Origin of the sequence: Microcoleus sp. AT3-D2 (assembly GCF_036705715.1) — a bacterium.
Taxonomy (GTDB): domain Bacteria; phylum Cyanobacteriota; class Cyanobacteriia; order Cyanobacteriales; family Microcoleaceae; genus Microcoleus.
Window position 1 is genome coordinate 59,474 of the sequence record NZ_JAUBVE010000015.1, and the last position, 24,122, is coordinate 83,595.

15 protein-coding genes are annotated in these 24,122 nt (G+C 45.1%); 4 read left to right on the forward strand and 11 right to left on the reverse strand.

Annotated features, from left to right (window positions below; genetic code table 11):
• Positions 1-250: 250 nt before the first annotated feature.
• The gene (malQ, locus tag QUB44_RS09275; protein WP_333365899.1) at positions 251-1,759 is read left to right on the forward strand and encodes a 4-alpha-glucanotransferase; all 1,509 of its coding nucleotides are present in this window, start codon (positions 251-253) and stop codon (positions 1,757-1,759) included.
• A gap of 370 nt (positions 1,760-2,129) precedes the next feature.
• Here malQ and QUB44_RS09280 read toward each other — a convergent pair whose 3' ends face one another.
• Positions 2,130-3,014, reverse strand: a complete 885-nt coding sequence (locus QUB44_RS09280) for a RodZ domain-containing protein (RefSeq protein ID WP_333365902.1) — start codon at positions 3,012-3,014, stop codon at positions 2,130-2,132.
• Positions 3,011-3,805: a pseudouridine synthase gene (locus QUB44_RS09285; protein WP_333365993.1), complete on the reverse strand. Its 795-nt coding sequence runs from the start codon at positions 3,803-3,805 to the stop codon at positions 3,011-3,013. The genes QUB44_RS09280 and QUB44_RS09285 overlap by 4 nt, the downstream gene beginning before the upstream one ends.
• A 618-nt stretch (positions 3,806-4,423) precedes the next feature.
• Between QUB44_RS09285 and QUB44_RS09290 the strand changes: the two genes are divergently transcribed.
• A complete protein-coding gene (locus tag QUB44_RS09290; protein ID WP_333365905.1) occupies positions 4,424-5,215 on the forward strand; it encodes a DUF2993 domain-containing protein in 792 nt (263 codons plus the stop codon).
• On the opposite strand, the gene QUB44_RS09295 is transcribed toward QUB44_RS09290, so the two are convergent.
• The 9 genes from QUB44_RS09295 to QUB44_RS09335 all read right to left on the reverse strand — a co-directional run bounded on the left by QUB44_RS09295 (position 5,216) and on the right by QUB44_RS09335 (position 22,048).
• Entirely contained in the window at positions 5,216-5,440 is a 225-nt protein-coding gene (locus tag QUB44_RS09295) for a hypothetical protein (RefSeq protein WP_333365909.1), read from the reverse strand.
• Positions 5,441-5,454: 14 nt separating this feature from the next.
• Positions 5,455-6,372 carry a phosphatidate cytidylyltransferase gene (locus tag QUB44_RS09300; RefSeq protein ID WP_333365912.1) on the reverse strand — a complete coding sequence of 306 codons (918 nt, stop codon included), beginning with the start codon at positions 6,370-6,372 and terminating at the stop codon, positions 5,455-5,457.
• 335 nt (positions 6,373-6,707) lie between these two features.
• A complete protein-coding gene (gene cbiT, locus QUB44_RS09305; RefSeq protein WP_333105613.1) occupies positions 6,708-7,301 on the reverse strand; it encodes a precorrin-6Y C5,15-methyltransferase subunit CbiT in 594 nt (197 codons plus the stop codon).
• Positions 7,302-7,407: 106 nt separating this feature from the next.
• Complete coding sequence (locus QUB44_RS09310) at positions 7,408-8,874, reverse strand: aminotransferase class I/II-fold pyridoxal phosphate-dependent enzyme (protein WP_333365915.1); 1,467 nt, start codon at positions 8,872-8,874, stop codon at positions 7,408-7,410.
• A gap of 440 nt (positions 8,875-9,314) precedes the next feature.
• Positions 9,315-10,982 carry a penicillin-insensitive murein endopeptidase gene (locus QUB44_RS09315; protein WP_333365918.1) on the reverse strand — a complete coding sequence of 556 codons (1,668 nt, stop codon included), beginning with the start codon at positions 10,980-10,982 and terminating at the stop codon, positions 9,315-9,317.
• A gap of 140 nt (positions 10,983-11,122) precedes the next feature.
• Complete coding sequence (locus tag QUB44_RS09320) at positions 11,123-12,313, reverse strand: WD40 repeat domain-containing protein (protein ID WP_333365920.1); 1,191 nt, start codon at positions 12,311-12,313, stop codon at positions 11,123-11,125.
• A 55-nt stretch (positions 12,314-12,368) separates the two neighbouring features.
• Complete coding sequence (locus QUB44_RS09325; protein WP_333365923.1) at positions 12,369-16,856, reverse strand: nSTAND1 domain-containing NTPase; 4,488 nt, start codon at positions 16,854-16,856, stop codon at positions 12,369-12,371.
• Positions 16,857-16,923: 67 nt separating this feature from the next.
• A complete protein-coding gene (locus tag QUB44_RS09330) occupies positions 16,924-20,886 on the reverse strand; it encodes a caspase family protein (protein ID WP_333365927.1) in 3,963 nt (1,320 codons plus the stop codon).
• A 103-nt stretch (positions 20,887-20,989) separates the two neighbouring features.
• Positions 20,990-22,048: a C39 family peptidase gene (locus QUB44_RS09335; RefSeq protein ID WP_333365930.1), complete on the reverse strand. Its 1,059-nt coding sequence runs from the start codon at positions 22,046-22,048 to the stop codon at positions 20,990-20,992.
• 555 nt (positions 22,049-22,603) lie between these two features.
• On the opposite strand from QUB44_RS09335, the gene QUB44_RS09340 reads away from it, so the two are divergent.
• Positions 22,604-22,852: a gamma-aminobutyric acid A receptor, epsilon-like protein gene (locus QUB44_RS09340; protein ID WP_333365933.1), complete on the forward strand. Its 249-nt coding sequence runs from the start codon at positions 22,604-22,606 to the stop codon at positions 22,850-22,852.
• A 167-nt stretch (positions 22,853-23,019) separates the two neighbouring features.
• The gene (gene ychF, locus QUB44_RS09345) at positions 23,020-24,111 is read left to right on the forward strand and encodes a redox-regulated ATPase YchF (RefSeq protein WP_333365936.1); all 1,092 of its coding nucleotides are present in this window, start codon (positions 23,020-23,022) and stop codon (positions 24,109-24,111) included.
• The last annotated feature ends 11 nt before the right edge of the window (positions 24,112-24,122 follow it).

Consider the following 24,122-nt stretch of genomic DNA (forward strand, 5'->3'; position numbering starts at 1 on the left):
CGAGCCTGGGTAAAAAACCTAGCTGTGAAAGTAGGGCGATCGCGTAACTCCGGATTTTGATGTTTTGAGCTCTACTCAGGAGTGATGAGTAGAGTTGCATAAAAATATTTGGTAAGCACGTTATCGCACAAAATATGAGACAATCACAAAAGTATTTGCCCTGACAATCGCCATAAAAACTACGAAGTTTAACTGGTAGGGAAGATAGGTCAAATTGTCAATGTTAAATTCCTATATCTTTAGATAGATTATGCTTTTTCCCCGATCAAGCGGCATGCTACTCCACCCCACATCCTTTCCCAGTCGATTTGGCATTGGGGACTTGGGAATGGAAGCATATCGCTTTATTGACTTTTTAGTAGAGAGTGACCAGCAATACTGGCAGATATTGCCGCTGGGCCCGACAGGATACGGCAATTCTCCTTATTCATGCTATTCAGCGATGGCGGGAAATCCGCTGCTGATCAACCCAGAACTGCTGCGGAACGATCAATTGCTCGCAGATGAAGACTTCGCTAATTTGCCAGAATTTCCGCTCGATTATGTAGACTTCGAGCCGGCGATCGCCCTGAAAGTGTCTTTGCTTAAAAAAGCTTGCGAAAACTTCAAAGCCAAAGCATCGCCGGTGCAGCAAAGAGATTTCTCAGCTTTTTGCGAAAGCAAAGAGAGTTGGCTGGAAGATTATGCCTTCTTTATGGCACTAAAAGATCACTTTGGCGGTGTTAGCTGGAACAATTGGGAACCCGAAATTGCCCGTCGAGAACCCAAGTCCCTAGAAAAGTGGCGCAAGCAGCTAAATGCTGAGATTTATTACTACAAATACGTTCAGTTTGAGTTTTTTCGCCAGTGGACGGAGTTGAAACGCTATGCCAACCAGCGCAACATTCAAATTATTGGTGACATTCCGATTTATGTAGCTCACGACAGCGCGGATGTGTGGTCGAATCCCAACTTATTCTGCTTGGATGAAGCCAGCGGAGAACCAGCTTTAATGGCGGGAGTTCCCCCTGATTACTTCAGCAATACAGGTCAATTGTGGGGGAACCCAGTATACAATTGGGAGAAGTTGCAAGCAACTAATTTCGAGTGGTGGGTGCAGCGTTTTGAAGCGATTTTCTCTTATGTAGACGTGACTCGGATCGACCACTTTCGAGGATTTGACGCTTACTGGGCGGTGAAGCGCGGACAAGAAACTGCGATCGAGGGAGAGTGGATTAAAGCGCCGGGAACAGCGTTGTTGGATCTAATTAACGAGAAGTTTGGCAACTTGCCGATTATCGCTGAGGATTTAGGGGTAATTACTCCAGAAGTGGAAGCTTTGCGCGATCGATACGAGTTTCCAGGAATGAAGATTTTGCAGTTTGCTTTTGGCGCGGGCCCTGGCGATCCTTTTTTGCCTTTCAATTACGATCGCAACTCCGTAGTCTACACCGGCACCCACGACAACGACACGACTGTCGGCTGGTTCAATCAACTGCAAAACTACGAAAGAGATGAGGTTTTGCGTTATTTGGGCTGCATCGATCCCCAAGGAATTCACTGGTCTTTAATCCGCATGGGTTGGATTTCTGTTGCTAATATGGCAATTGTGCCGTTTCAAGATTTGTTGGGTTTGGGTACAGACGCGCGGATGAATTTTCCGGGGAAACCAGAGGGAAATTGGGGCTGGCGGTATCGGCCCGAAGCTGTGAATTGGGAAGTGCGCGATCGGCTCAAAAGCATGACTTACATTTCCGGCCGCGCTCCCAATAAAAATTGATCGTCGGTAAGGGGTAGTTGGTAATTGTTAATGGGTAATATCAAATCTGTTAGCATCGGAATTATTCCTATCTCTATACTTTATCTGCGTGAATCTGTGTCAATCCATTGTCATCTGCGGCCCGATAAATTCTCTTTTTTTTCCCGCAGATGAGGGCAGATTAACACAGATTCAGGCAGATGAATTCTATCAATTCCCCTTGCACCATCCATCCCTGATTGTTGACTGTTGACTGGATTTGACTCTTCCGATGCTACCGGAATTGATCTAATTGGTAATTGGTAATGAGTCCATCAAGACGGACATTCTAATTAAACTCTGTGGACTACCCGCTATTACCTATTACCGATTAACAATTACCAATTAACACTCAACCTTCATTCTTGGGCGGTGCTGAAGGCTTGAGTTCACTTGCTTTAAAAACAACTTCTTTGGCGACTCCAGGATCTCCGAGTTGTTCGGCTTGTCCGTTATTAACAGCAACCATTACCCCGCCGGCGTTACCTGCTACCACTACCAATTGCTTTTGAGCCCCCCAGGTGCGAACAGTCCCGGTCGGCAAAATTCCCTCAAACTCTGTTTTACCATCGACTTCAACCTGCATCCACGATTCTGCTTTAAAAGTGACGCTAACCATTACTGGTTTATTGCCGGATTTATTTAAATTTTGACCGGTTCTTACTGCTTCGACACGCTCGTAACTATCCGGTTTCAGATTTTGTGAGGCTCTTGATGCCTCAGCAGTTAAACGAGTTTGTTCCTGCTGCTGCCCAAGCGCTAGTTCTTCGGTTCCGGCACCGTTTTTTGCGGTAACAGAACCGCTCATCAACTGAGATAAGACATTGACCGAACAGATAATTAGAAATGTGTAAAAGAGGTAGAGGTGCATCGGCCGCAACTGAGGCCCATCTTGCCAGGATAGCTTGGTTCTCGATCGGGGCGCCGGTTCGATCGGGAAAAATTCGGCAAACTGATTTCCGTCCAAACCCATTGCTTCAGCGTAGCGCTTGATCAAACCCTGAGTGTAGACGGGTTCGGGAAGTTGGTCTAGTTGACCGTCCTCGATTGCTTGTAGCAGATTCCGCCGAATCATTGTTACCACGGCTACTTTGTCCAAACAAATCGACTGCTGTTCGCGGTACTGACGGAGTTTAGTTCCAATTTCCGCTAGCTTCTTCTGAGCTGTTTCTGGCTCTTGGGAGTGCAGTTTCTGCTTAGTGGTTTTGAAGAATAAAAACAATAAATTCTTTGTCATATGCTGTGCTCCGGGGAATTTACTGGCACGCTTATTGATGTTAGGTTGACTAGATTCCATAAATAAATAATTTCCGCATCTTCTAGGGGTCGGCAGCAGCCTGGTGGCAATATTGGCGAACCGGGCCGCTGCAATTGAATCGGGCCAATGGCTGTGCGGTGCAGGCGCACCACGGGATATCCCAAGAGATCGGCTGTTCGCCGAATCTGTCGGTTTCTGCCTTCTGATAGAATGACTTCTAACAGAGTTTGGTCTTGCGCGCGATCGATAACTTTAACTTTCGCGGGCAAAGTTTTTCTGCCGGACAAGATGATGCCCTGACGCCACGCTTCCAGTATGGGTTCCGGGGGATCGCCGCTCACCCAAACCTGATAAGTTTTGGCGATCAAGTGACGCGGATGGGTCAAACAAAATGTCAGCTTACCATCATTGGTGAGCAAGAGGGCGCCGGTGGAATCTGCATCTAAGCGTCCTACGGGGTGGATGCCTTGACCGGAGCGCAGTTGGGGTGGCAGCAAGTCGAGAACTTTCGATCGGGCCCTTGGATCGCTGCAAGTAGAAACTACGCCTGCCGGTTTGTTGAGCAACAGATAGACCTTTGCGGGTCGATCCGTTGGTTTCACCGGGACTCCATCGACTTGGATGAGATCGCGATCGGGATTCGCTTTTTCTCCTAAGCGAACAATATTGCCATTAACTCGGACTCGTCCAGCTACAATCATCTGTTCTGCAAGACGGCGAGAGGCAATGCCCCACTGGGCGAGGATTTTTTGCAGCCTTTCATCAGACATGACGGGAGTGTGGAAATCCCCAACGAGCCAGCGGTGGGGAGGAAACACGACACGGTTAATTGATTAACCGTACTAGCAATGCTCAATTCCTGGTTGGGAATAAATTATAATGCTGACCAATTATTACAGGACGCCCGGCAAGAGTGCAGATTGTCCTTGTGCCCGGTGCAGATTGTCCTGATGGCAGTACCCTGAATGCTGTGCAAAAACTACGACGAAAAGACTCGCGGCAGGCACAGGTTTGCACCGTTGGTTTGCGGCTGGTTTGAAAGGTGTGGGTCAGACCCGACCATAAACCAACACTACCATAAATCCCGTACTGCTGGTTAAATTTATACGCTTGATCGCGAATTTTTCATCGGGATCACACAACTCGTGAACTACCCAAAGATCCCAAGGGGGGAAAGGTGAGAATTTTTCTGCTTCTGGCGTTGCTGATGCCAGATTTCAGCTTGGTTTTGGAGTTAATCGGACTTGTATTCATCAACCCGGTTTCTAAGGAAAATCAGAGGTTGACAGTGGTAGAAATGTGCAGAAACCGGGTTTTTGAGGCCGGATGTGCAAGTTCTAGTTAAATTTCTGTGCTTGAATATTAAGGTTTATATTCTGAAATTGTTTATGAATGTCGATCGAAACTCTCTTCAATTTGACAATAGAGATAGCGCTGCAGGCTCTGGTGGGACTGTTAATTTCGGCGAGCAGCCGGGGAGCCCTTCGCCGAGTCAAGGCAGCCGGATAGCGAGCGCGGTGCTGTCTCCGGCGGTGCAGTTGTGGCTGCGATCGCAAGTTCAGCAGGTGGACGAGTTGAAGGTGAAAATTGAGGGGAGCGATCGACAAATCTTCAGCGGTGCGATCCCCAAAGTCACGGCTGCCGCTCGCGGTGCTGTGTATAAAGGACTACACCTAACTGAAGTTGCCATAGAGGGCTGTGGCATTCGCATCAACCTCGGTCAAGCTCTCAAAGGCCAACCCCTGCGCCTCCTGGAATCCGTTCCCGTGGCAGGCGTTTTGAGGCTCTGTCAGGCGGATTTGAATGCGTCACTGAAAGCGCCTTTGCTGGCTGATGCTTTGAGCGAATTTTTGCTGCCTATGCTGCCGCTGACAGATAGCGAAAAGTTGCTGAAGTTGCAAAATTCGCAGATTGCAATTGAGGCGGGTGTTTTGACGCTTTCGGCGGCAATTTTGCGCGCTGGCGGTACGCAAATTCCTTTTGTATTGCGGACTGGTTTGCGGATAGCCAGCGGTCGCGAATTGATGTTTGAAGCACCAGAAATCGAAATGGATGGAGAATTAAAGAGCAGTGATTTCAATGGTTTTAAAATTGATTTTGGGCCGGAAGTTGAGATAGAAGAATTGATTTTGAGTCCGGGGGAGATTGTTTGTCGGGGAGGAATTAGAGTGTTGCCTTAGTTAGTTGAATGTTGACTGTTGACTGTTGACTGTTGACTGTTGATTGTTGATTGTTGACTGTTGATTGTTGACTGTTGACTGTTGACTGTTGACTGTTGACTGTTGACTGTTGACTGTTGGCTTTAACGTGGTTCTTTGGTAGAGCCTGGGAATACTACCCAATGCCCAATGCCCAATGCCCAATTCCCAATTCCCAATTCCCAATGCCCAATTCCCAATTCCCAATGCCCAATTCCCAATTACCGATTAATTAAAAAAGAGTCGATCGCGGGCAACAGTAAAGTGACAAAATAGTAGACTAACGGTGCGGTAAAAACATAACTGTCGGTGCGATCGAGAATGCCGCCATGACCGGGGATCAACTGTCCCGAATCCTTAACGCCGGCGTCTCGCTTCATCATCGACTCAGTTAAATCTCCCAACAGGCTAGCAACCCCAATCAACAGACCAAAAGCAGCCCCAGTATACAGCCACCCCGGCCAGTGTAAATACCAAGAGCCAGCGACTGCAACGGCGATGCTGCCACAAACTCCAAATACGGCACCTTCAACGGTTTTTTTGGGGCTGATGTGGGATAGGCTAGTGCGGCCGAAGAATTTGCCTACAAAATAAGCCCCAATGTCAGCGGCCCAGATGCAGAAGAAAGCCAGCAGCAGCGAAGTCAATCCTAAAGATATGTGGCTGGAATTTGTCCAAGACGGGGACGGGTAAATGTTAACCGGCAAATTGCTTGCTACTGCTTGCGAAAGTTGGGTTGTGGCAAGATTGGCTGGGTCGAGGCCGACTCGCAGCCGTACCCAATAGCTGGGCAAATAACCGCCGTAGAACAATCCTAAAACTGAGGAGGCAATATCGGCGATCGTCGATAATTTAGGTTGGAATAACAGGTAGAAACAAATTAAGGTTCCCGCTAAGGGGAACATGGCATCTACGAGTTCCGGTGCTAGGGCGGCAGTAATTAATAGCCCTTGACTGACGGCTAAGGTAGTTTTGGCAGCGGGTGCAATGCCTTTAGCTCTGGCTAATTGAAAATATTCCAATTGGCCTAGGTAGACGATGACTCCAAAGCCGACGGTGAAGTACCATCCGCCCATAATAATCATTCCCAAAGCAAGGGCGATCGCAACTATTCCACTCAGGATACGAGACCAAGGCATAAAATGAATTTCTCTTGCAGACGGCGGTGGATCATTCGATTTTAGATTTTAGATTTTAGATTTTGGATTTGAGATTTTGGATTTTTCTAGATCACGAGTTGATCCCTTGCACAAATAACCCTTATCCCCCATCCGTTATCCAATATCTCAAGTCAGGCGGTCAATCCAGCTATGGTGGCCCCTATTCTTAAGTATGAAGGTTAAGTGAACTTAAAAAAGATTAAGAATTACATTTAGGAATGGGCATAGGGCATAGGGCATGGGGCATTGGGTATGTACTCCCAGGCTCTGCCGAGGAACCAGGTTAAAGTTAACTGTCAACTGTCAACTAACTTCTAATCCAGCTTTTCGCCGCTGAGAATAAATATGGGATTGACTGCGGCAAAGGTTTGACTGAGGCCGCGAGTCTCCAAGCGGTTGACGGCGGACTGGACTACCTCGATGTTGCGGACTTGCAACTCGGCGAACCCTTCGGAAAGGGCGTAAAGATTCTCTAAATTCGATGCTGTGGCGACAACTCTACCGTGGGGTTGCAAGTACCGCCAGACTTCTTGGAGAATGGCTTTAATGGGGCGACCTCCTTCGATGCAGACTCGGTGGGGGGGTTGGGGTAGGTTTTCCAGGCATTCCGGGGCACTGCCTTCTATGACTTCTACGTTGTCGAGATCGAATCGATCGCAATTTCTGCGAATCAAGCTTGCTACTTCTTCGTCCCTTTCGACGGCGATAATCCGACCTTTGGGACACAGCAAACCTGTTTCTACGGCGATCGTACCAGTACCTGCACCGATGTCCCACACGACTGAATCTGCTTGCAGCCGCAGGTGGGAGATTAACAGCAGTCGGACTTCTCGCTTACTCATGGGAATTCCCGGTAAACGTTCAAATAAGTCATCCGGGATGCCTGGAGTGACGTAGGGCCAAAGCATAGTTATATTTTTGATTTTTGATTTTTGATTTTTGATTGAAGCAAGACCGAAGTTGAAACCCGCGGAAGAAGTAGAAATTCTCCCAATTTCCCCCAAGCCTTAATATTTACTGTCGCACAACCTTGAGAGTTTGGAGGCCGGGATCGCTGCAACCTGTGATTTTTCCGCCGGCAGCCAGGATTTGTTGCAGGTAGTCAACGGCTTCTGGGGTAATGATTTCACCGGGCATCAGGACTGGTATTCCTGGGGGATAGGGACAGATGAGTTCGGCGCACAGGCGATCGACTGCTTTGTCTGCAGGTACTGTTTCCGCTGGAAAAAAGAAAGCCTCACGGGGGGAGAGGAGAGGGGGAGAGGGGGAGAGTGGGAGAGTGGGAGATTGGGCAAATCTTCCTTCTTCCTTCTTCCTTCTTCTTCCTTCTAAAATAGTAAAAGCTTTAACTAGATTGTCAATATCTGTTTCTGTATTGCCCAAGCTAATAATAAATGTTAGATGTTGAGGCATGGGAAGTTCTGCGGTGACTGCGAGTTCCGAGTGCAGAATTTCATCGGCGGCAAATCCTGTGATTCCTAAATCTGATACTTTTACTGTTAGCCTGGTGCGGTCTAATGCTGCAAAACCCGGTGTATTTAACGGTTCTAAAACTGATAAGCCGGGAATTTGACTGATGTGCGATCGCGCTTTTTCTGCTAGCTGTAAAGTTTGCGCCATTAATTCTTTGCCGTGGAGTGCGATTTGTTGGCGGGCTGCGTCTAGGGATGCTAATAGTATGTAACTCGGACTGGTAGATTGTACTAGCTGCAATGCTCTATTTAATTTTTGGATATCTATGCGATCGCCCTTGACGTGAAGCATCGATGCTTGTGTCATTGCACCGAGGGTTTTGTGGATTGATTGTACTGTTAAATCCGCGCCGGCTGATAGTGCCGGTTCTGGCAAGTTTGGATGAAAGTTAAAGTGCGCTCCGTGGGCTTCGTCTACTAATAACGGTATGTTGTATTGATGGGTAATTTGGGCGATCGCCCGCAAATCTCCGCAGACGCCGTGATAGGTTGGGTAAACTATCATTACTGCTTTCGCGTCGGGATGTTGTTCTAATGCTGCGGCTGTGGCTTCTGGGGTGATGCTGTTGGCAATATCCCAATCCGGGTTGTACTCTGGATTGACAAAGATTGGAATTGCACCCGATAAAATTAAACCAGAAATTGCCGATGAGTGGATATTTCGAGGTAGGATAATTTTATCGCCGGGGCCGCAAGTTGCTAAGATGGCGGCGATAATTCCGCAAGTCGAACCGTTAGCCAAAAACCGAGTTGATTGGGCTCCAAATGCTGCGGTGGCCAAGTCTTGAGCTTCGGCAATTGCACCTTCTGGGTTAAAGAGATTGTCTAATTCCGGCAATTCGGGCAAATCCGATCTAAATACTGCCGCACCGAATAAGTCAATTAGGGGTTGAGAGATTCCTTGTCCGCCTTTGTGTCCGGGGGCATAAAATGGGGCGTGCGGGTGATTTGTGCGATCGCGCAAGGCATCTAATAGAGGCGTTTGTTCTTGAGAGTTTGCTGGTGACACGCTTAATTTTGATTTGAATATTGGGAATTATAGCAACCGCCGAGGTTTCACTGGACGTTATTAATTGCTGAAACCATTGCTGGAAATTCCGCGATCGCATCGACGGCTGCCTTTTTCCTTGCAATCGCCCACAAGCAACACTGTCTCAATTTCAAACTTCTCTAAAATGACTTAACATCGACTGCTTAAGTATGATACCCAAACAGTTGAAAATTCTGGCTACTGCTTTACTTATGATTTGTCTAGGGGCAGTGGTATCAGTTAAAGCACAAAATTATACCACAGTCTGCAGCTATTTTTCAGCTTACTGTTGTGAGGAAGTTTTGGGCGATCGCGCACTACTGTCACAAACTACCAAGACGCTTTAACCGATTGACCCAAAAGCTATCAAAGTTAAGCTTTAATTCAAGGTAGATTATTGAGTCGCGATCCCCAAAACTCTACCCTAATTGGTTTTGCCAATTCATTGCATATTGTGCAATCAGCTCTGCCTGGTCAGTCCAATTAACGATTTGACGTGCTTTAATAAAGTCCACGTCGTTGCCAGAAATACAGTCATCCAGTTTCATACCCGTAAATGCACCCCATTTCATCCCATCAACTAGGATAAAGAGTGCGATATCAGGATGCATGACAAGATCCGGATCATTCACTAAATCTAGCCCTAACACATCTGAATATTTCCGGTAATTGTAATCATGGGTCAGTTGCACGTACCCCCGTCCGTAAAACGGATAATAGCGCAGAGTTTGGCGGTGGTTCTCCCCTTCAGGTTCACCCAAATAATACGATTCCTTTACGGGTTGGAAACTGTCTGCTGTTTCATGTTCAACGGTTGCGAGAATGTAAGCAATTTGAGCTTGAGACGTAATCCCTTGGCGATGAGCTTCTTTGATAATTGCCTCCACTGTGGCTTGCTTATAACCGCCTTGCCAATCTGGTAACATTCCAACACCTGGTTTTGCATCCAGTAAAGCTTTAGCGGTTGTTGCCCCTAACACATCTCCGCCATCAAGTTTACGGCTGGCTTTAAAACTTCTTAAGGCTTCTTGCGTTTGAGGGCCGTAAATCCCATCAACAACCTCTAAAAGATGATTAGCGCGTAAGATGGTTTGAATTTCTGCACAGAATAGTTGATCTTCAACTAACACTCCAGAGTCAATATCATCAAAAGGAATCGATTGCTTTTGGTCGATCGCGTCTTGGAGTTTCAGGCCGGATGGTTCGCTGGAAACAGCACGAGACTGTCCAGAAATTAACTGTGTTAGTTTAGTTTGGGTTACAAATCCCGCAATTCCATCAACCTGCAAGCCTTGTTCAGCCTGAAATTTTCGGATTGCGGCATCAGTTTCGGTGCCAAAGATATCATCTGTTGTAACTGAAATGCCAACGTTGGCTAAATCTTCTTGAAGTTTGCGGACTCGTTCTCCCTGCATTGGGGGTGCAACCAGTCGCAAATCACCTTGTTGGTCACTGCTGTAGGGGGCTGAATCAATTCCAGGGGAAAGGAAACTCACATGAAGGTGATCGTCATGTCCATCCCAAAATTCTACTCCTGTAATTTCTGGATCGTTGAATAGAATTATTTTAATACCCAAAATAGGATTATTGTAGAATAAATCTACCAATTCTTGAGTGCGATCGCGAGAGTATTCAGGAGCGCGCCAAGTAAGTCCAATTTCTGCATCAGTGTTAGCAACAAGAGAAATATCAACATCAAGTCCGTTGTCATGAGAGCTATGACCTGGTGTTGGCCCTTCTGCTGTACTGATATCTCCGATGCCAATGCGGGGTTTAGGATATTTTTTTACCCACTCATTACAGACATATTTAAGAGCCTGAATCACTTCTGGACGACCATAGCAATTGTCTCCGTAACATTCATAGCCATCTCCATTGGCAGGCAGATGCTCAAAAAAACCTCGTGTTCCCCAACTAAACTGCTCAATTTCTTCTGCGGTGAAACCAATATTTGCAGTGCAGTGGGTATGGTTATGCTGCAAGGTTTCAGAGCGTTTGCGATTGATTTCTAATACCATTGTTAATTTCCTTTTTAGAGTGTGTTTTTGTGTTGCAAGATCGCTTTTTAGGAAGGCGATCTTCGCCAATGCCAATGGCAAGATAACGGAATGCTTAACATAATGACTCCTTAGTAACAGCCGATCGCAACCACCATATCTCCGAAAACTAAGTTCAGCTTTGTCGATCGTGCAAATACCTGACCCATTTCACGAATCCTTGAGAATTGCTACAGTTCGATCGCCCAAAAAGCAGCGATTTTCCCAGCAGGCTGATAATTGCGATCGGCCAAAGTGCGAACAGGCTTACCCTCCGCAACATCCCAGAGTGCGATCGTCCGATCCCAGCTTCCAGAAGCCAGCATTTTACCGTCAGGGCTAAAGGCGACACTCTCAACCCAGTCCTGATGGCCGATCAAAGTTTGAATCCGTTTACCCGTCTCCATATCCCAGAGTCCGATGGTGTTGTCAAAACTCCCAGAAGCGAGAGTTTTGCCATCAGGACTGAAGGCGATACTCAAAACCCCTTGGTGATGACCCCTCAAGCTTGCAAAAATTTGACCTGCAGCCAAATCCCACAGTACGATTTTATTGTCAAAACTGCCAACAGCCAGAGTTTTACCATTAGGACTAAAAGCAATACTCAAAACACAATTCTTGCCATCTGTCAAAGCGCGAATCAGTTTACCCGTAGCCACATCCCAAAGTTTAATAGTTTTGTCGCTACTCCCAGAAGCCAGAGTTTTACCATCGGGACTAAAGGTAAAACTCTCAACCCAACTCTGATGGCCGGTCAAGGTGTGAATGAGTTTACCAGTAGCCACATCCCAGAGTTTGATAGTTTTGTCGCTACTCGCAGAAGCAAGGGTTTTACCATCAGGACTAAAAGCAATCCTCAAAACCCAATTTTTATGACCCGTTAACCTGTCAATAGATTTACCAGTAGCCACGTCCCAGAGTTCGATCGTGTTGTCGAAACTTGCAGAAGCGAGGGTTTTGCCATCAGAACTAAAAGCAATACTCAAAGCTCCTTTCTGAGCGCCTCTGAAAGTTTTAATAACTGTGCCGGTAGCCACATCCCAAAATTTGATACTTTTGTCGAAAGTCCCCGCAGCGAGGGTTTTACCATCGGGGCTAAAAGCGACACTCCAAACAGAACGCTGTTGCTCTGCCGAGGGATCGATCTGCTGGATCTGTGCCACATCCTGAACTTGAATAATTCTGTAAGACCCCAATCTTGTTTTTTGATTAAAAAGTAAATTTGCATCAATACTACGCATCTTAATTGTCGCTTTTTCTACCGATCGCCACTGCCAGCCTGTCAAGCAATACGCTAATATCAATGCTAAACTAGAAAAAACAGTCAACTTTATGAAAAGATTGTGGGATTTTTGTTTGCGAAATATCGCCTTAAACTCCATAGCTGATTTCCTCCCTTAACCCTGAATAAGATTTAGATGCTTCTACTTTGACCATCTAATAGCCGCGATTTATGCGATCGCACAAATCGCGGTCTTCTTTACTAAAATTGACATTAGGATTATTGAAATAATCGCGCATCCAAAAGCAACCCTGTTTTAATAAAACATCGAGTTTTAATCCTTCCAAATTCCACAAAATTATCGTCTGATCATCGCCCCCCGAAGCCAAAGTTTTACCATCAGGGCTGAAACTAAGACTGCGGATCGCCGCACCATGCCCTGGGAGAGTAGCGATCCAAGTGCCATCGGGTTTCCAAAAATTGACGGTTTTATCATCGCCGGTGGAAGCCAAAATGTTACCATCCGGGCTAAAACTAATGCTATTTCCTGCTACTTTATGCCCCGTCCAGCTTTTGAGTAAAGTGCCATTTGTGTTCCAAACTTTAAGCGTCCCATCAGCACTAACCGAGGCAATAGTCTCACTATTTGGGCTAAAACTAACGCCATAAACCTGAGCTTCATGCTTCAGAGAATTGAGCAAGGTTCCATCCATTTTCCACAGTTCGATCGTCTTATCAAGGCTGGCTGAAGCAAGCGTTTTACTGTCAGGACTAAAACTCAGGCTAGTAACTAAACGGCTATGTAGAGTATTAAGCAACGTACCATCTGGCTTCCAAAGATTAACTGTGCCATCATAACTTCCAGAGGCAATTGTTTGACCATCGGGGCTAAAAACAACGCTGGCAACTGGAGCTTGATGACCAGAAAAAGTATTCAGCAACGTGCCATCTTGTTTCCAAAGTTTCACTTTCGTATCTAAACTTGCAGAGGCAATCATTTGACCGTCGGGGCTAAAATTGACGCTATTAACCGGCCCTTGATGCCCATAAAGCGTTTTAAATAAAGAGCCATCTCGTTTCAAAACTTGAGCCAATCTGTTAGCATTTGCCGAAGCCAATGTGTCACCTTTGGGGCTAAAAGTTACACCCAAAACAATATCCGACGGTTCCGTCAAAGTTTGGCGTAAGCTATTATTTAACTTCAAAAGTTCAATGCTATGATCGAGGCCAGCAAAGGCAAGAATTTGACCGTCCGGGCTAAAAGAAGGGCTCCGTCCAGTTAAAGTGTTCAGCAAAGTACCATCGCGTTTCCAAACTTTAACAATATTGTCAGCACTGGATGAGACAAGTAACTGATTATCGGGGCTAAAACTAACCTTAAAAATATGAGTATTATGCTCAATAGTTTTAACTAAAGTGCCATCAAGTTTCCAAATTTTTACCGTTTTGTCGCGACTTGATGAAGCAATCACCTCACCATTCGGGCTAAAAGTAACACTCATAACCTGCTCTTTATGACCCGAAAAACTTTTCACTAAACTGCCATTGATCTCCCAAAGTTTAACCGTTCCATCCGCACTCCCAGAAGCAATTATCTGTCCGTCTCGACTAAAACTAACGCTACTAACCGGCCCTTGATGCTGAATACTTTTCAACAAAGTGCCATCGCGTTTCCAAAGTTTAATTGTTCCATCAGCCCCCGCCGAAGCAAACATCTGACCATCCCGGCTAAAATTAACATTAATAACCTCGCCTTTATGCTGAGAAAGAGTATTAATTAAAGTGCCATCGGATTTCCAAATTTTAATCCTCTTGTCCGCACTAGCAGAGACAAAAATTTCTCCATCCGGGCTAAAACTAATGCTATAAACTTCGTTGGTATGTCCTGAAAGAGTATTTATCAAGCTACCATTTGTTTTCCAAAGTTTAATTGTATTGTCTGCACTAGCTGAGGCAATCGTTTGGCCGTCAGGACTAAAACTGATGTTATAAATAATCGCTTGATGACCTTTCAAACGATTGTATTCTCTAATGCGATAAAGAACAGATTGCAGGGCTGATAAAACTTGATTCTTTGTATTTTCATCTACCAAAATTGCCTGTTTCATTATTTTTCTGGCTTTTAAAGCTTCTATTAAAGCATCTAATTCTCGCTCTGAGGTAAAAAGTTGTTCAGCCGATAGCGCTAAGGTTCTGCTTTGGGCTTGTAAATTTTGATTCCATTGATAAAAGAGAAATCCTAATGTCACAGCGAAGGCTGTAGCAATCAGGCTAATTTTGCGGCGGAGGTTGTTGCGCCGGCGCCGGAGGCTGCGCTGTAAAAATTCTGCCTCTACTTCGTTAAACCAATTTTCATCGTATTTGAGATGTTCGTCTAATACTTTCAGATAAGGGTTGGTATCCCAGAGAAATTCTTCTTGTTTTTCTTGGCTGCGTTTTTGGAGGCTGGGTTGGCGCTTCCAGACTTTAATTAAAGTTGCATTAATCTGGTCAAAAACGTTTTGACAAGAGAGGAGTGTGCTGTCTATCAACTTAACAATGGGTTCTATTTTTTCTTGAAAATTCCCTGGTTTTTCTTTGCTTTTCCACTCTATAGCTGCTGGGGTGAGCCGCCGTTGCAAAATTAAATTTTCTTGATTTTCTCGTTCCCAAACTATTAGTTTTTGCCATCCTCGCATCAAGACATCGTGGGCGGGTTCAACATAGCCTTTGCCTTCTGTATCTCGCCCTTTTACTAATAGACGTGCGGCACAAAATTGCTCGATGGCTGTTTGGACTCGTTGATTTTCCGGTTCGGGATAAATTAATTCTTCATCTAATACCCGCCGGCGAGCTAATTCACCACCGCCTACAGCTACCATTCGCAGCATGATGTGGCGGATGGTTTTTGCATAAGCACGATCGCTTTTAAGTAATTCGTCATATTCCGCATCTGCTCTTTGGGTGAGACTGCGTGTAACTCCGCCCAATTCTTCATAGTCTTCTTGAGTAATTGCCCGATTATTTCTTTTCCCTTCTCTGACGTTTTTAATATAGTTAAAATAAAGTTCGCTCAGAGTGAAAGAAAGTAAAGGTAGTGCTCCGGGCATTTGTGCGACTTCATCAATTAATTGCTCTACCAATGTGGTCGGTTCAAAATACATTACCTTAGCAGCAGCAGGATCGACAATCGCTTGGCGTAATTCTTCCCGTGTCATGGCGGGAACAACAAATCGTGATTTTTTCCAATAGGGCTTTAATGCTGTATCTCTAAATTGAGGTTCAAAATCTGAACGTAAAGTTATGATGATTCGCAACCAATCAGGGAGAGTTTCTAAGGATTTTTCTAACCACTTTAAAAAAAAATCTTGTTCTTGGCTATCTTGGCTGAGAGTCACTAATTCTTCAAATTGGTCAATGACTAACAGCAATTTTGTGTGAGGATTAAAGTTTTTCCATGCACTGAGTTTGTATAACAAGCTTTGCAAAGTTTTTCCTGCTTCCAAACTGGGAGAGCTAGTGCTAGTTTCTGGTAAGTCTTTGTCAGAAACAAACTCGTTAGAGATAAGTAATTCTGGTAAATTTTCGTTTTCTAGGACAGAGTTTAAAGCACTGAAAGGAGACTCACCCGGACGAATAGGAGAGAGGATGCGCCAGTTGGGTTGACTTTTTTTCAATTGGGGAAGTAATCCAGCTTTGACTAAGCTAGATTTCCCTGAACCTGATGCGCCTAGAACCACAGTTAAGGGATGTTCTGTGACGAATTCAACTAATTTTTCAGTTAAAGCTTGTCGGCCAAAGAATTTGTCGCTATCTGCTTCTTCAAATGATTGTAATCCTTTGTAGGGATTGGTGTTTTCATTGAGTTTGGGAGCGGGCGGCAATTGATTAATATCAAAACCAGGAAGAATAAAAATATATTCGCCCTTATCATGGTGTTTTAACTGTGCAAAACCAGGGGTTTGTTTAGCTGCTATTTTGCCGAATTCTGATTGTAAATAGGCATAGAGTTCGGTTGCGGTAATCACGCCATCTTTGGTAAGGTCTGCTTCTCCCTCAAGCGCCTTGAGTAAAAGTTCTGCAAAGGGAGAGTGATTGGAACTTTCGCTTCGCTGTCCAAACCGATACAGGGAGTCGGCGGCTTTTTCATCATGCGCTGCTGAGGTAATGACTTGCTGGGCGCAGCCGGATGTGTAGCGAGCGTACCGTTCGCGATATACTTTTTGCGATCGCACCGCCTCCCGATGAACTGCCGCCCAGCGAAAAGTGCCAGCAAAGCAGCAATCCAGGATAATTAACGAATGGCGGCATGGCAGTTGGATTAAGCTATCGTGTAATCGCTGCATCGACAGCCAAGTGTCGCTATCATCTCGTTCGCCATCTTGAGGAATCAAAAAGCCAGCCGGGCCTTCTGCATTATCCAGTCCGTCTAAGGCGATGCCATGTCCGGCAAAGTAGAACAAAATGCGATCGTCCGCTGCAACTTGCACTTTATTGCCATCCGGAAAAACCAGTATTTTCTCGGCAAAGCCTGCCAAGAGATCGCTGATATTAGACAGAGTGGCATCTGTATCTAACAGTAACAAAACTTGGTATTGATACTTTTCCTCGATCAGATTGGCAAGTTGTTGAGCATCATTGGCTGCTGTTTGCAAGGGGGGAATGTTATTAACATAGCGATCGATACCAATCACCACTGCCAGACTGCGTTTAATCTCCGACATTCTTTAATTCCCCCGACTAATTTATTTCAAATTTCAGTTTAATGCTGGCAAAATTGTCAACCCAAAACTAATTGCTAGTTTTTTTAAACTGATAGAGTGCCTGTTCCTTTGACTGACTCGTTGATTTTTGATTTACTGGTTGTGGCACGGGAGAACGAGGCCAGAAACCAATTAAGCCAATAGCGGCTGCGATTAAAAACGCAGCTAGCCCAATTCCTAAACCTGTTATCCTGGAATTATTTTCTGTTTGAACGTTTCGCGTATCCGAGCCAACTGGATGTGAATTGGTGAGACTGTTAGAGGCTGGAGAAGAACTTTCTACGGGAGTTTTGGCAAGCAGTTCTGCAACAGGTAAAGGGCTGACTGTATTTTTAACCACAGGCTGAGAATTCATACTCTCTGGCTCATCCTCTACTCTTGTCGCCACCAAAGGCTTTACTAATAACTGGCTATTGCCATTTGGACTTGGGAAAAGAGCCGCTGCCAGAGCATCTAACCCAGCCTGATGTGTAAAGTAGCTAAGATGGTCGCACGCAGTATCCGGTAATAGGATTTTGGGCCTAGGAGAGCGGTTAGCACTGACATTTTTTATGCTCGTTAAAGCAACGGCAATATCATTAGGTTGACTGAAAAATGCCAATTCTACAACTCTGTCTTTAGTTTGACCAAAAAGGTTGGTCAATAACCGCTGTAAGGGATTTGATTCCTTGTCGGGTTGAAATTCTAGAGCTTTTGCAACAATTGAGCGATCGCCAGCAATAATTGTATAGGGAACCCCTGGGTCGGGATTTTCGGCAAGTTTTTTCAGAAAAGGAGAATCCGGTCGCATTTGCTCTAGCGAGTAATCGTTTGCTTCTAAAAACTCCAGTAATTGAGCAACAATTTTGGTCGGCCAAATAATTCTCGAAAGTTGATTCAGCCCTATCCCAAGCGCTGTGAAAACCCAGTCCTGTACTGTAGGCCAAGGAGAACCCCCATTAGGTGTCCCTAACATCACCAAGTGCTGTACGATCTGATTCCCGCCTTCTCGCTCGATAAACCACCGAGAAACCAAACCCCCCATCGAATGAGCCACAATATGCAACTGCTTGCCGTGATTTGCTCCCAAACCAACTGCTTGCAATTTTTGCCCTAATAGGCGGCTATTTTCCTCAATAGTGGTTTGGATATTCTCGTAATCAAACGTCAAAACTAAGTCATAAAGTTCTGCAATCTGTCGCTGTTGTCCGTCCACTTCTACTACCGTCTGTCTGACACTAGGAACCATACTTTGCGTGTCCCCTATAATCCCGTGAATGTAGAGAAGGATGCGCTGGGCTTTTGCAACTCTAGCTTTAACTTGCTCTTGATTTTTTTCGTAGCTGACATCACCTTTTTCGCTGACCTCTGCTACAGCTAAAATAGGATATTCATAAGGTCTTCCCAATTTTTGATGGGCGACTTTTTCAAAGAAAATTCGGATTGACCCGTGAAGGCTGCGACTGCTAACTGTTGGTTTGGGTAAGCGTTCCAGCGTAATCTCTGTTTTGCCATCTTCAGTTCTCGCCCCTCTTCCTAATGGCAAGAAAAATTCCCCATCATAAGCAAAAGGTAAGATATGCTCATTTTCCGCTAATTCTTGATTGACCAACAAGTTGAGAGGGGTTGTTGGTGTCACCGCTTCATAATCTTCTACATCGCTTAACTCCAAAGCACTTAACCCTGGATCAGTGCCTCGGCTGGTTGTAAATTGGAAAGATTCACTCACGCGATTTTGTTGCCGCAAAATCGCAGGTAAAATCAAATTCCCTAAATCTCGACTCGCTTGCGGTACAGTGGTGAGATTCACTTTCGCTTTTAAAGTTGGATGAGCCTGAACTTCGACGGCACCCTGTTGTAAGGCAGTGCTGCGATTAGCGTTAATGGGTTGAGCATCTTGAGGTCGGACAATTGTAATTGTGACTTCCTTCGTCATCCAATCATCATAATTTCCCTTGGCTCTCACGGCTTCGCGAGTATTAACTTGTGCCATCAAGCTATTTAGAGTTCCCTCAGTTTCTCCAAGAGAACGAGTCAGTTTAGGCGGCGCTAGTCCATCTTGTTTTAGCAAGCTAGCATCAAATTCTGTGCTACACACAATTAGCTTGAGAATATCCTTATACTCAGTGATTCCTTGTTCAAAATATTCGTCAGGTACTTGAAAGACAATATCATCAAAGCTGGTAATACTAGAGGGATTTTCTGAAGTTTTTGGTGGGAGCAAGATACTGCTATCTCGGTCAAAAAATGGAGTATCTACAGAAAAACTTTCGGAAAGAACGATTACATTACAGTACAACTTCTTGTCACTTTTATTTATCAGTTTTATTTGGATATTTGGCGCTTGCCACTCGCCATTGTCATAGTCGTAATCGACACGCATCTCAGATGACGAGATGTTTCCGTCTCTATCCCCTGGCGAAGATTCTTGCTGACCGCAAAGCAGAATTATTTCCATTTCCACCTCGTCGGTTTTAATGCGGCTAGTCGCCGGAGTGGAGAGTTGTAAAATGTTATTCCAACGGGCAATATGTTCTAAACGATAAATTACCTGTAAAGCAATTTCATCTGTGTATCCCGACTGATTTGGTTCTTCGGGAATCGGAGCAACTAAAGGCCGGTTATTATCAGGCTGTAAAATCCAATACTGACCGTGACTGACTAACAGATGGTAATCTGCATCTTTAGCTTCATTTACCTGCTGCACATACAAAGAAGGTTTGTTGCCAATTGCTGCTTTTGACAGTGCTTCTTGCAGATTTTTGATGCCTTGGACTTCACTTTCATCGCCCTTAATGTAAATTTTCAACGCTGGCAACGGCAAACTTGTCACTACTGCCCAATAGCTCTCAGTTTCTGATAAGCTGTCTTGACCGTTAATAATTTCTACTTGGCTGCGTTGTGGCAATACCTGAGTTACTCGTGCTTCGCCTAAAGCTTCTGAAAGTTGGCGCAATTTTTCGGGACTGCTGCCATAGGGAAAAAATGCTAGTCGCGTATCTCCCCCATTAAAGGGTTTAGGAATTCCGTGAATAGACCCTCCATCAATTACCCAATTCCGAAGGTTTTGACTGTGAGTTAAGGTGAAGTAGTGAGGCCGTTCTTTAATAGCACCGCCCAAGAAAGGTTGGTCTAAATCGTCCCTGTCGGTTGCTTCTACTTGAGGCGACTGTTCTTTGACTTTGCCAGTCACGAGAGCATTCATATTTCTCGCTAAATCTCGATAGGTTATGCTACCATTTGTTCGCTGTAGTGTTTGCAGCAAAAAGTAAGAGAAAGCTCCTCTATTTTCTCCATCCTCAGTTTTGTATTCTTTCGCGAGTTCGTAGTCTCTACAGGCAGAGAACAAAATGTGCTTTCCCTTGGGTAAAATCACACCTGTTGTCTTTTTTTCTGATTGTTTAGCAGTGCTTAATATTTCATGAATTGCAGGTGCGTCTTCGGCAAAAATAAACGTGCTTAACGGTCGCTCCCGCGAGTCTACTAAAGCGCGGCGCACTGTTGTTTCGGCGGGTAAGTCTCTGGTTCCCGAACCGGAGTGGCAGCAGTCAAGAATGACAACAATGCGGGGTTCTTTTAGGGCTATTTTGGATATGAGGTAGGCTAGTTCTTTATCAGCTAAGTCCCGACCATTTTCTGCACGACTGTCATAGCACACTAAAGTTTCATCTAAGCGGTCTGCCTCTAATTCCCAAAATTCCTCTGGTGATTTCTCTTGAGCGCCATGACCGGAATAGTAAAATAAGACCACATCTTCGCTGTCAGCGTTGCACAAATGCTGCTGGAAACCGCTGATAATTGCCTGACGAGTGGCATCTTGATTGAGCAGTATCCAAGGTTGGTCTGTAGGCTCTATCAGTTTCCATTCGCTATCTTGAGTAATTCGCTCTCCCAGATAAGCTTCTATAGCTTTAATATCGTTAACACAACCTTTTAAGGGAGGGACGAGAGGATTAGATGCGGGAGAATAGTTGTCAATACCAACTAACAGCGCGTAAATGTTTTTAGCCATAACTGTCTTGTTTAATTAAAGTGTTTAAATTGGTTTTAATCGTTAATAGCTAATATTTTATAGCTATTAACGATTCTAGGAAATGGAGAAATGACACCAACTCTCACGAGGGGGAAATAAAATGTACCCAAAAGCTTCCATCGGGGATGCAGGTATCTTTAATCATTCCGTAGGAGTAATGCAAGAACTTACCCTTTTCATCGTTTCCATCTGGCTCATTGCGATCGTAGTCATCGGCGAACCATTCCCCATAAGGATCGTGAACGATGAAGCCGTCACTGTCATATCCAACCAATACAACGATGTGACCTTCTGGATAAGTAAAATAGCCATGTACAACGGCTGGATTTCCACTAGATAGCCAATCTTTAACTTGTTCAATGGTAGCCGTTTCACTGTAGTTATCTTTCGCTCCATAGTCGCGAACAATTTGAGCAAGATCATAACCACTGTGCCGACTTAATCCTTGATCTAAGGCATAGTTGTAAAGCTCATCCTCAAACTGGCCCTCACTGTGCCGACGATGAATCTTTAGATACTCCAAACACATCGCTATTGAAGTAACATTGCAGGAACCATCAGGGTTGATTTCATTATCTCTCTGAGATTTGTAAGGAACCGGCAATTTAATTTCGTCGCGTTTTGGATAAATTCTGGTAGTGCCTTCAAAAACTTCGGCGTGTTCTCCAAAAATATATCCAGTCCAAGTATTCTCAACTGGAGTATCAGCTAAGGTAATTTTTAAATAACCGCGCTCAACTTCAAATGAGGCAACTCTGAGGGTGACGCCGGCTTTAAGATTGTGTTTTTCTGCCGGCAACAAAGCATCGGATTGCAACGGTTTATTTTTAAGGAGAGTATCTTGGATAATTTTAACCTGAATTGAGGGAATCCCTTCCGCTCCTCGCGTTGCTACTTTATCAACTTCGAGGAGTTCGGTAGCTGTTCGTTTTCCCAAAAATCCTGGTTCATAGCAGCGATTTAGTTTTTGGAAGCGTTTTAAAACTGCAATAGAAACAGGGCCAAAGATATCTTCTACTGTGGGGGAGAGTAGCCCTTGATCGATCAGAATCTCTTGGATTTCCAAGCTTAACTCTCGATCGGCTACTATTTTGCTGACATCGTATTTGATATTTGTCTCGACAAAATCTTGGAGATGCATCCTTTATGCCTCGGTTTTCATTGTTGCATAGACCGAAACAGATTTGGATTGGGAGAAACTTTTTGCTTAATCCTAAAAATCTGTGACAGCGTAGGTTCAATAGTAGGAGAATCATCCCCAAAAATTTCCTAGCTTTTAGTTGAGTCTTAAATTAGCCAAAAGGCCAGCTCGCAACTGGCCGTAAGTACGGGACATAACCTGTACTTTTGGCTAGGTGTCGTGCCAAACTACAGGCTAGCAAGGCTTTTCGGAGGGCGATCGATTTTAGATTTTAGATTAAAGAATTGCTCCCACGGTCAGGCTCCGGGGGCTTGTGATGAGGATGGAGAGCTTTTTTCAAGGGTCTACGGCCTGTACCGGGGGGCTGTGACCAAATTGCTTTCGGTCAGCATTAAAAAATAAAATACAGATAAATCCGGTTGCTGTCATCTACTCCAAAAAGCTGATTTAAAATGGTGCCAAATATCAAATTAATAAATTTTCACTATTTAGATAGATGTCGTATTTTTAGTTTTTTATCTAGCATGATTGTATCGAGTTATTAATAGAATTGCCGTGATTTTTCCCAACCCTAGTCCGTTTCCAGGCCCGCAGATTCCCACTACCGAACCGGGGCTGCCGACTATACCCGCATCGCCACCGGTGCCTGGCCCCGTACCCGAACCGATTCCCGGGCCAGTACCCGAACCGGTACCTGCGCCAATTCCGCAGCCAATTCCCGAACCGGTGCCGGAAACTGTACCCTCGCCGATTCCTCAGACTGTGCCGGGGCCGATTCCTCAGACAATCCCTGAACCTGTTTAAATTATGTAGGACTTACGCACATATTCCCGGTTTTGGCGAGAAATCTGGGGTTTGGCTAGGAGATATTCGCACAGAAACTGGGTTTCTCACGCCGCGTCCGTAAGTCCTGTCCGATATATTGCTGATACTTATGATATTTTGATACAGTGATATGTTTCTAAATAGCTATGCTTACTGCCGGAATTGTCGGATTGCCTAATGTTGGCAAATCTACTTTGTTTAATGCTCTGGTTGCTAATGCCAAGGCGACTGCTGCTAATTTTCCTTTCTGTACGATCGAGCCAAATACGGGTATCGTGGCAGTGCCAGACGAACGGTTGAAGGTGCTGAGCAATATTTCCAATTCCGCCCAAACTGTGCCGACGCGGATGGAATTTGTGGATATTGCGGGTTTGGTGAAGGGGGCGAGTCAGGGGGAAGGACTGGGAAATCAGTTTTTGTCTCACATTCGGGCCGTAGATGCGATCGTCCATGTTGTCCGCTGTTTTGACAATGATGATATTATTCACGTTGCGGGTTCTGTCGATCCCCAGCGAGATATTGACATTATCAATCTCGAATTAATTCTAGCAGATTTAGCTCAAATTGAACGCCGGCTCGATCGCACTCGCAAGCTGGCCCGCAACAATAAGGAAGCTCAGGCAGAAGTGGACGTGCTCGAAAAATTGGTCGCTGTTTTGAATGCGGGGAAACCGGCGCGGCAGTACAATTTCACAGATGAAGAAGCTGAATTAGTTAAAGGTTTGGAATTACTGACCAACAAACCAATTATCTATGCTGCTAACGTATCTGATGACGATTTAGCAACGGGAAATAGCTATGTCGAACAAGTGCGGGAAGTAGCAGCTAAAGAAAACGCTAAGGTTGTCATAGTTTCGGCACAAGTTGAGTCAGAATTGGTGGAGTTATCCGAGGAAGAACGAACGGATTTCCTAGAATCTCTGGGGGTAAAAGAAGGTGGCTTGAAATCTCTGATTCGAGCTACTTACGAATTATTGGGTTTGCGGACTTATTTTACTAGCGGCCCGAAAGAAACTCGCGCTTGGACGATTATCGCGGGAATGTTAGCACCGCAAGCTGCGGGGGTGATTCACTCGGACTTTGAGCGGGGTTTCATCCGGGCCGAAACTGTAGCTTATGAAGATTTGGTTGCTACGGGCGCGATGAATGCAGCTAAGGAAAAAGGCTTAGTTCGCAGTGAAGGAAAAGAGTATATTGTACAAGAGGGGGATGTGCTGTTGTTCCGATTTAATGTTTAGCTTTTTTAAGG

Excerpts from the sequence above, each read along its gene's own strand:
- malQ (WP_333365899.1), top strand. The coding sequence starts at position 251 with ATGCTTTTTCCCCGATCAAGCGGCATGCTACTCCACCCCACATCCTTT.
- QUB44_RS09280 (WP_333365902.1), bottom strand. The coding sequence starts at position 3,014 with ATGACAAAGAATTTATTGTTTTTATTCTTCAAAACCACTAAGCAGAAA.
- QUB44_RS09285 (WP_333365993.1), bottom strand. The coding sequence starts at position 3,805 with ATGTCTGATGAAAGGCTGCAAAAAATCCTCGCCCAGTGGGGCATTGCC.
- QUB44_RS09290 (WP_333365905.1), top strand. The coding sequence starts at position 4,424 with ATGAATGTCGATCGAAACTCTCTTCAATTTGACAATAGAGATAGCGCT.
- QUB44_RS09300 (WP_333365912.1), bottom strand. The coding sequence starts at position 6,372 with ATGCCTTGGTCTCGTATCCTGAGTGGAATAGTTGCGATCGCCCTTGCT.
- cbiT (WP_333105613.1), bottom strand. The coding sequence starts at position 7,301 with ATGCTTTGGCCCTACGTCACTCCAGGCATCCCGGATGACTTATTTGAA.
- QUB44_RS09320 (WP_333365920.1), bottom strand. The coding sequence starts at position 12,313 with ATGGAGTTTAAGGCGATATTTCGCAAACAAAAATCCCACAATCTTTTC.
- QUB44_RS09325 (WP_333365923.1), bottom strand. The coding sequence starts at position 16,856 with ATGTCGGAGATTAAACGCAGTCTGGCAGTGGTGATTGGTATCGATCGC.
- QUB44_RS09330 (WP_333365927.1), bottom strand. The coding sequence starts at position 20,886 with ATGGCTAAAAACATTTACGCGCTGTTAGTTGGTATTGACAACTATTCT.
- QUB44_RS09335 (WP_333365930.1), bottom strand. The coding sequence starts at position 22,048 with ATGCATCTCCAAGATTTTGTCGAGACAAATATCAAATACGATGTCAGC.
- ychF (WP_333365936.1), top strand. The coding sequence starts at position 23,020 with ATGCTTACTGCCGGAATTGTCGGATTGCCTAATGTTGGCAAATCTACT.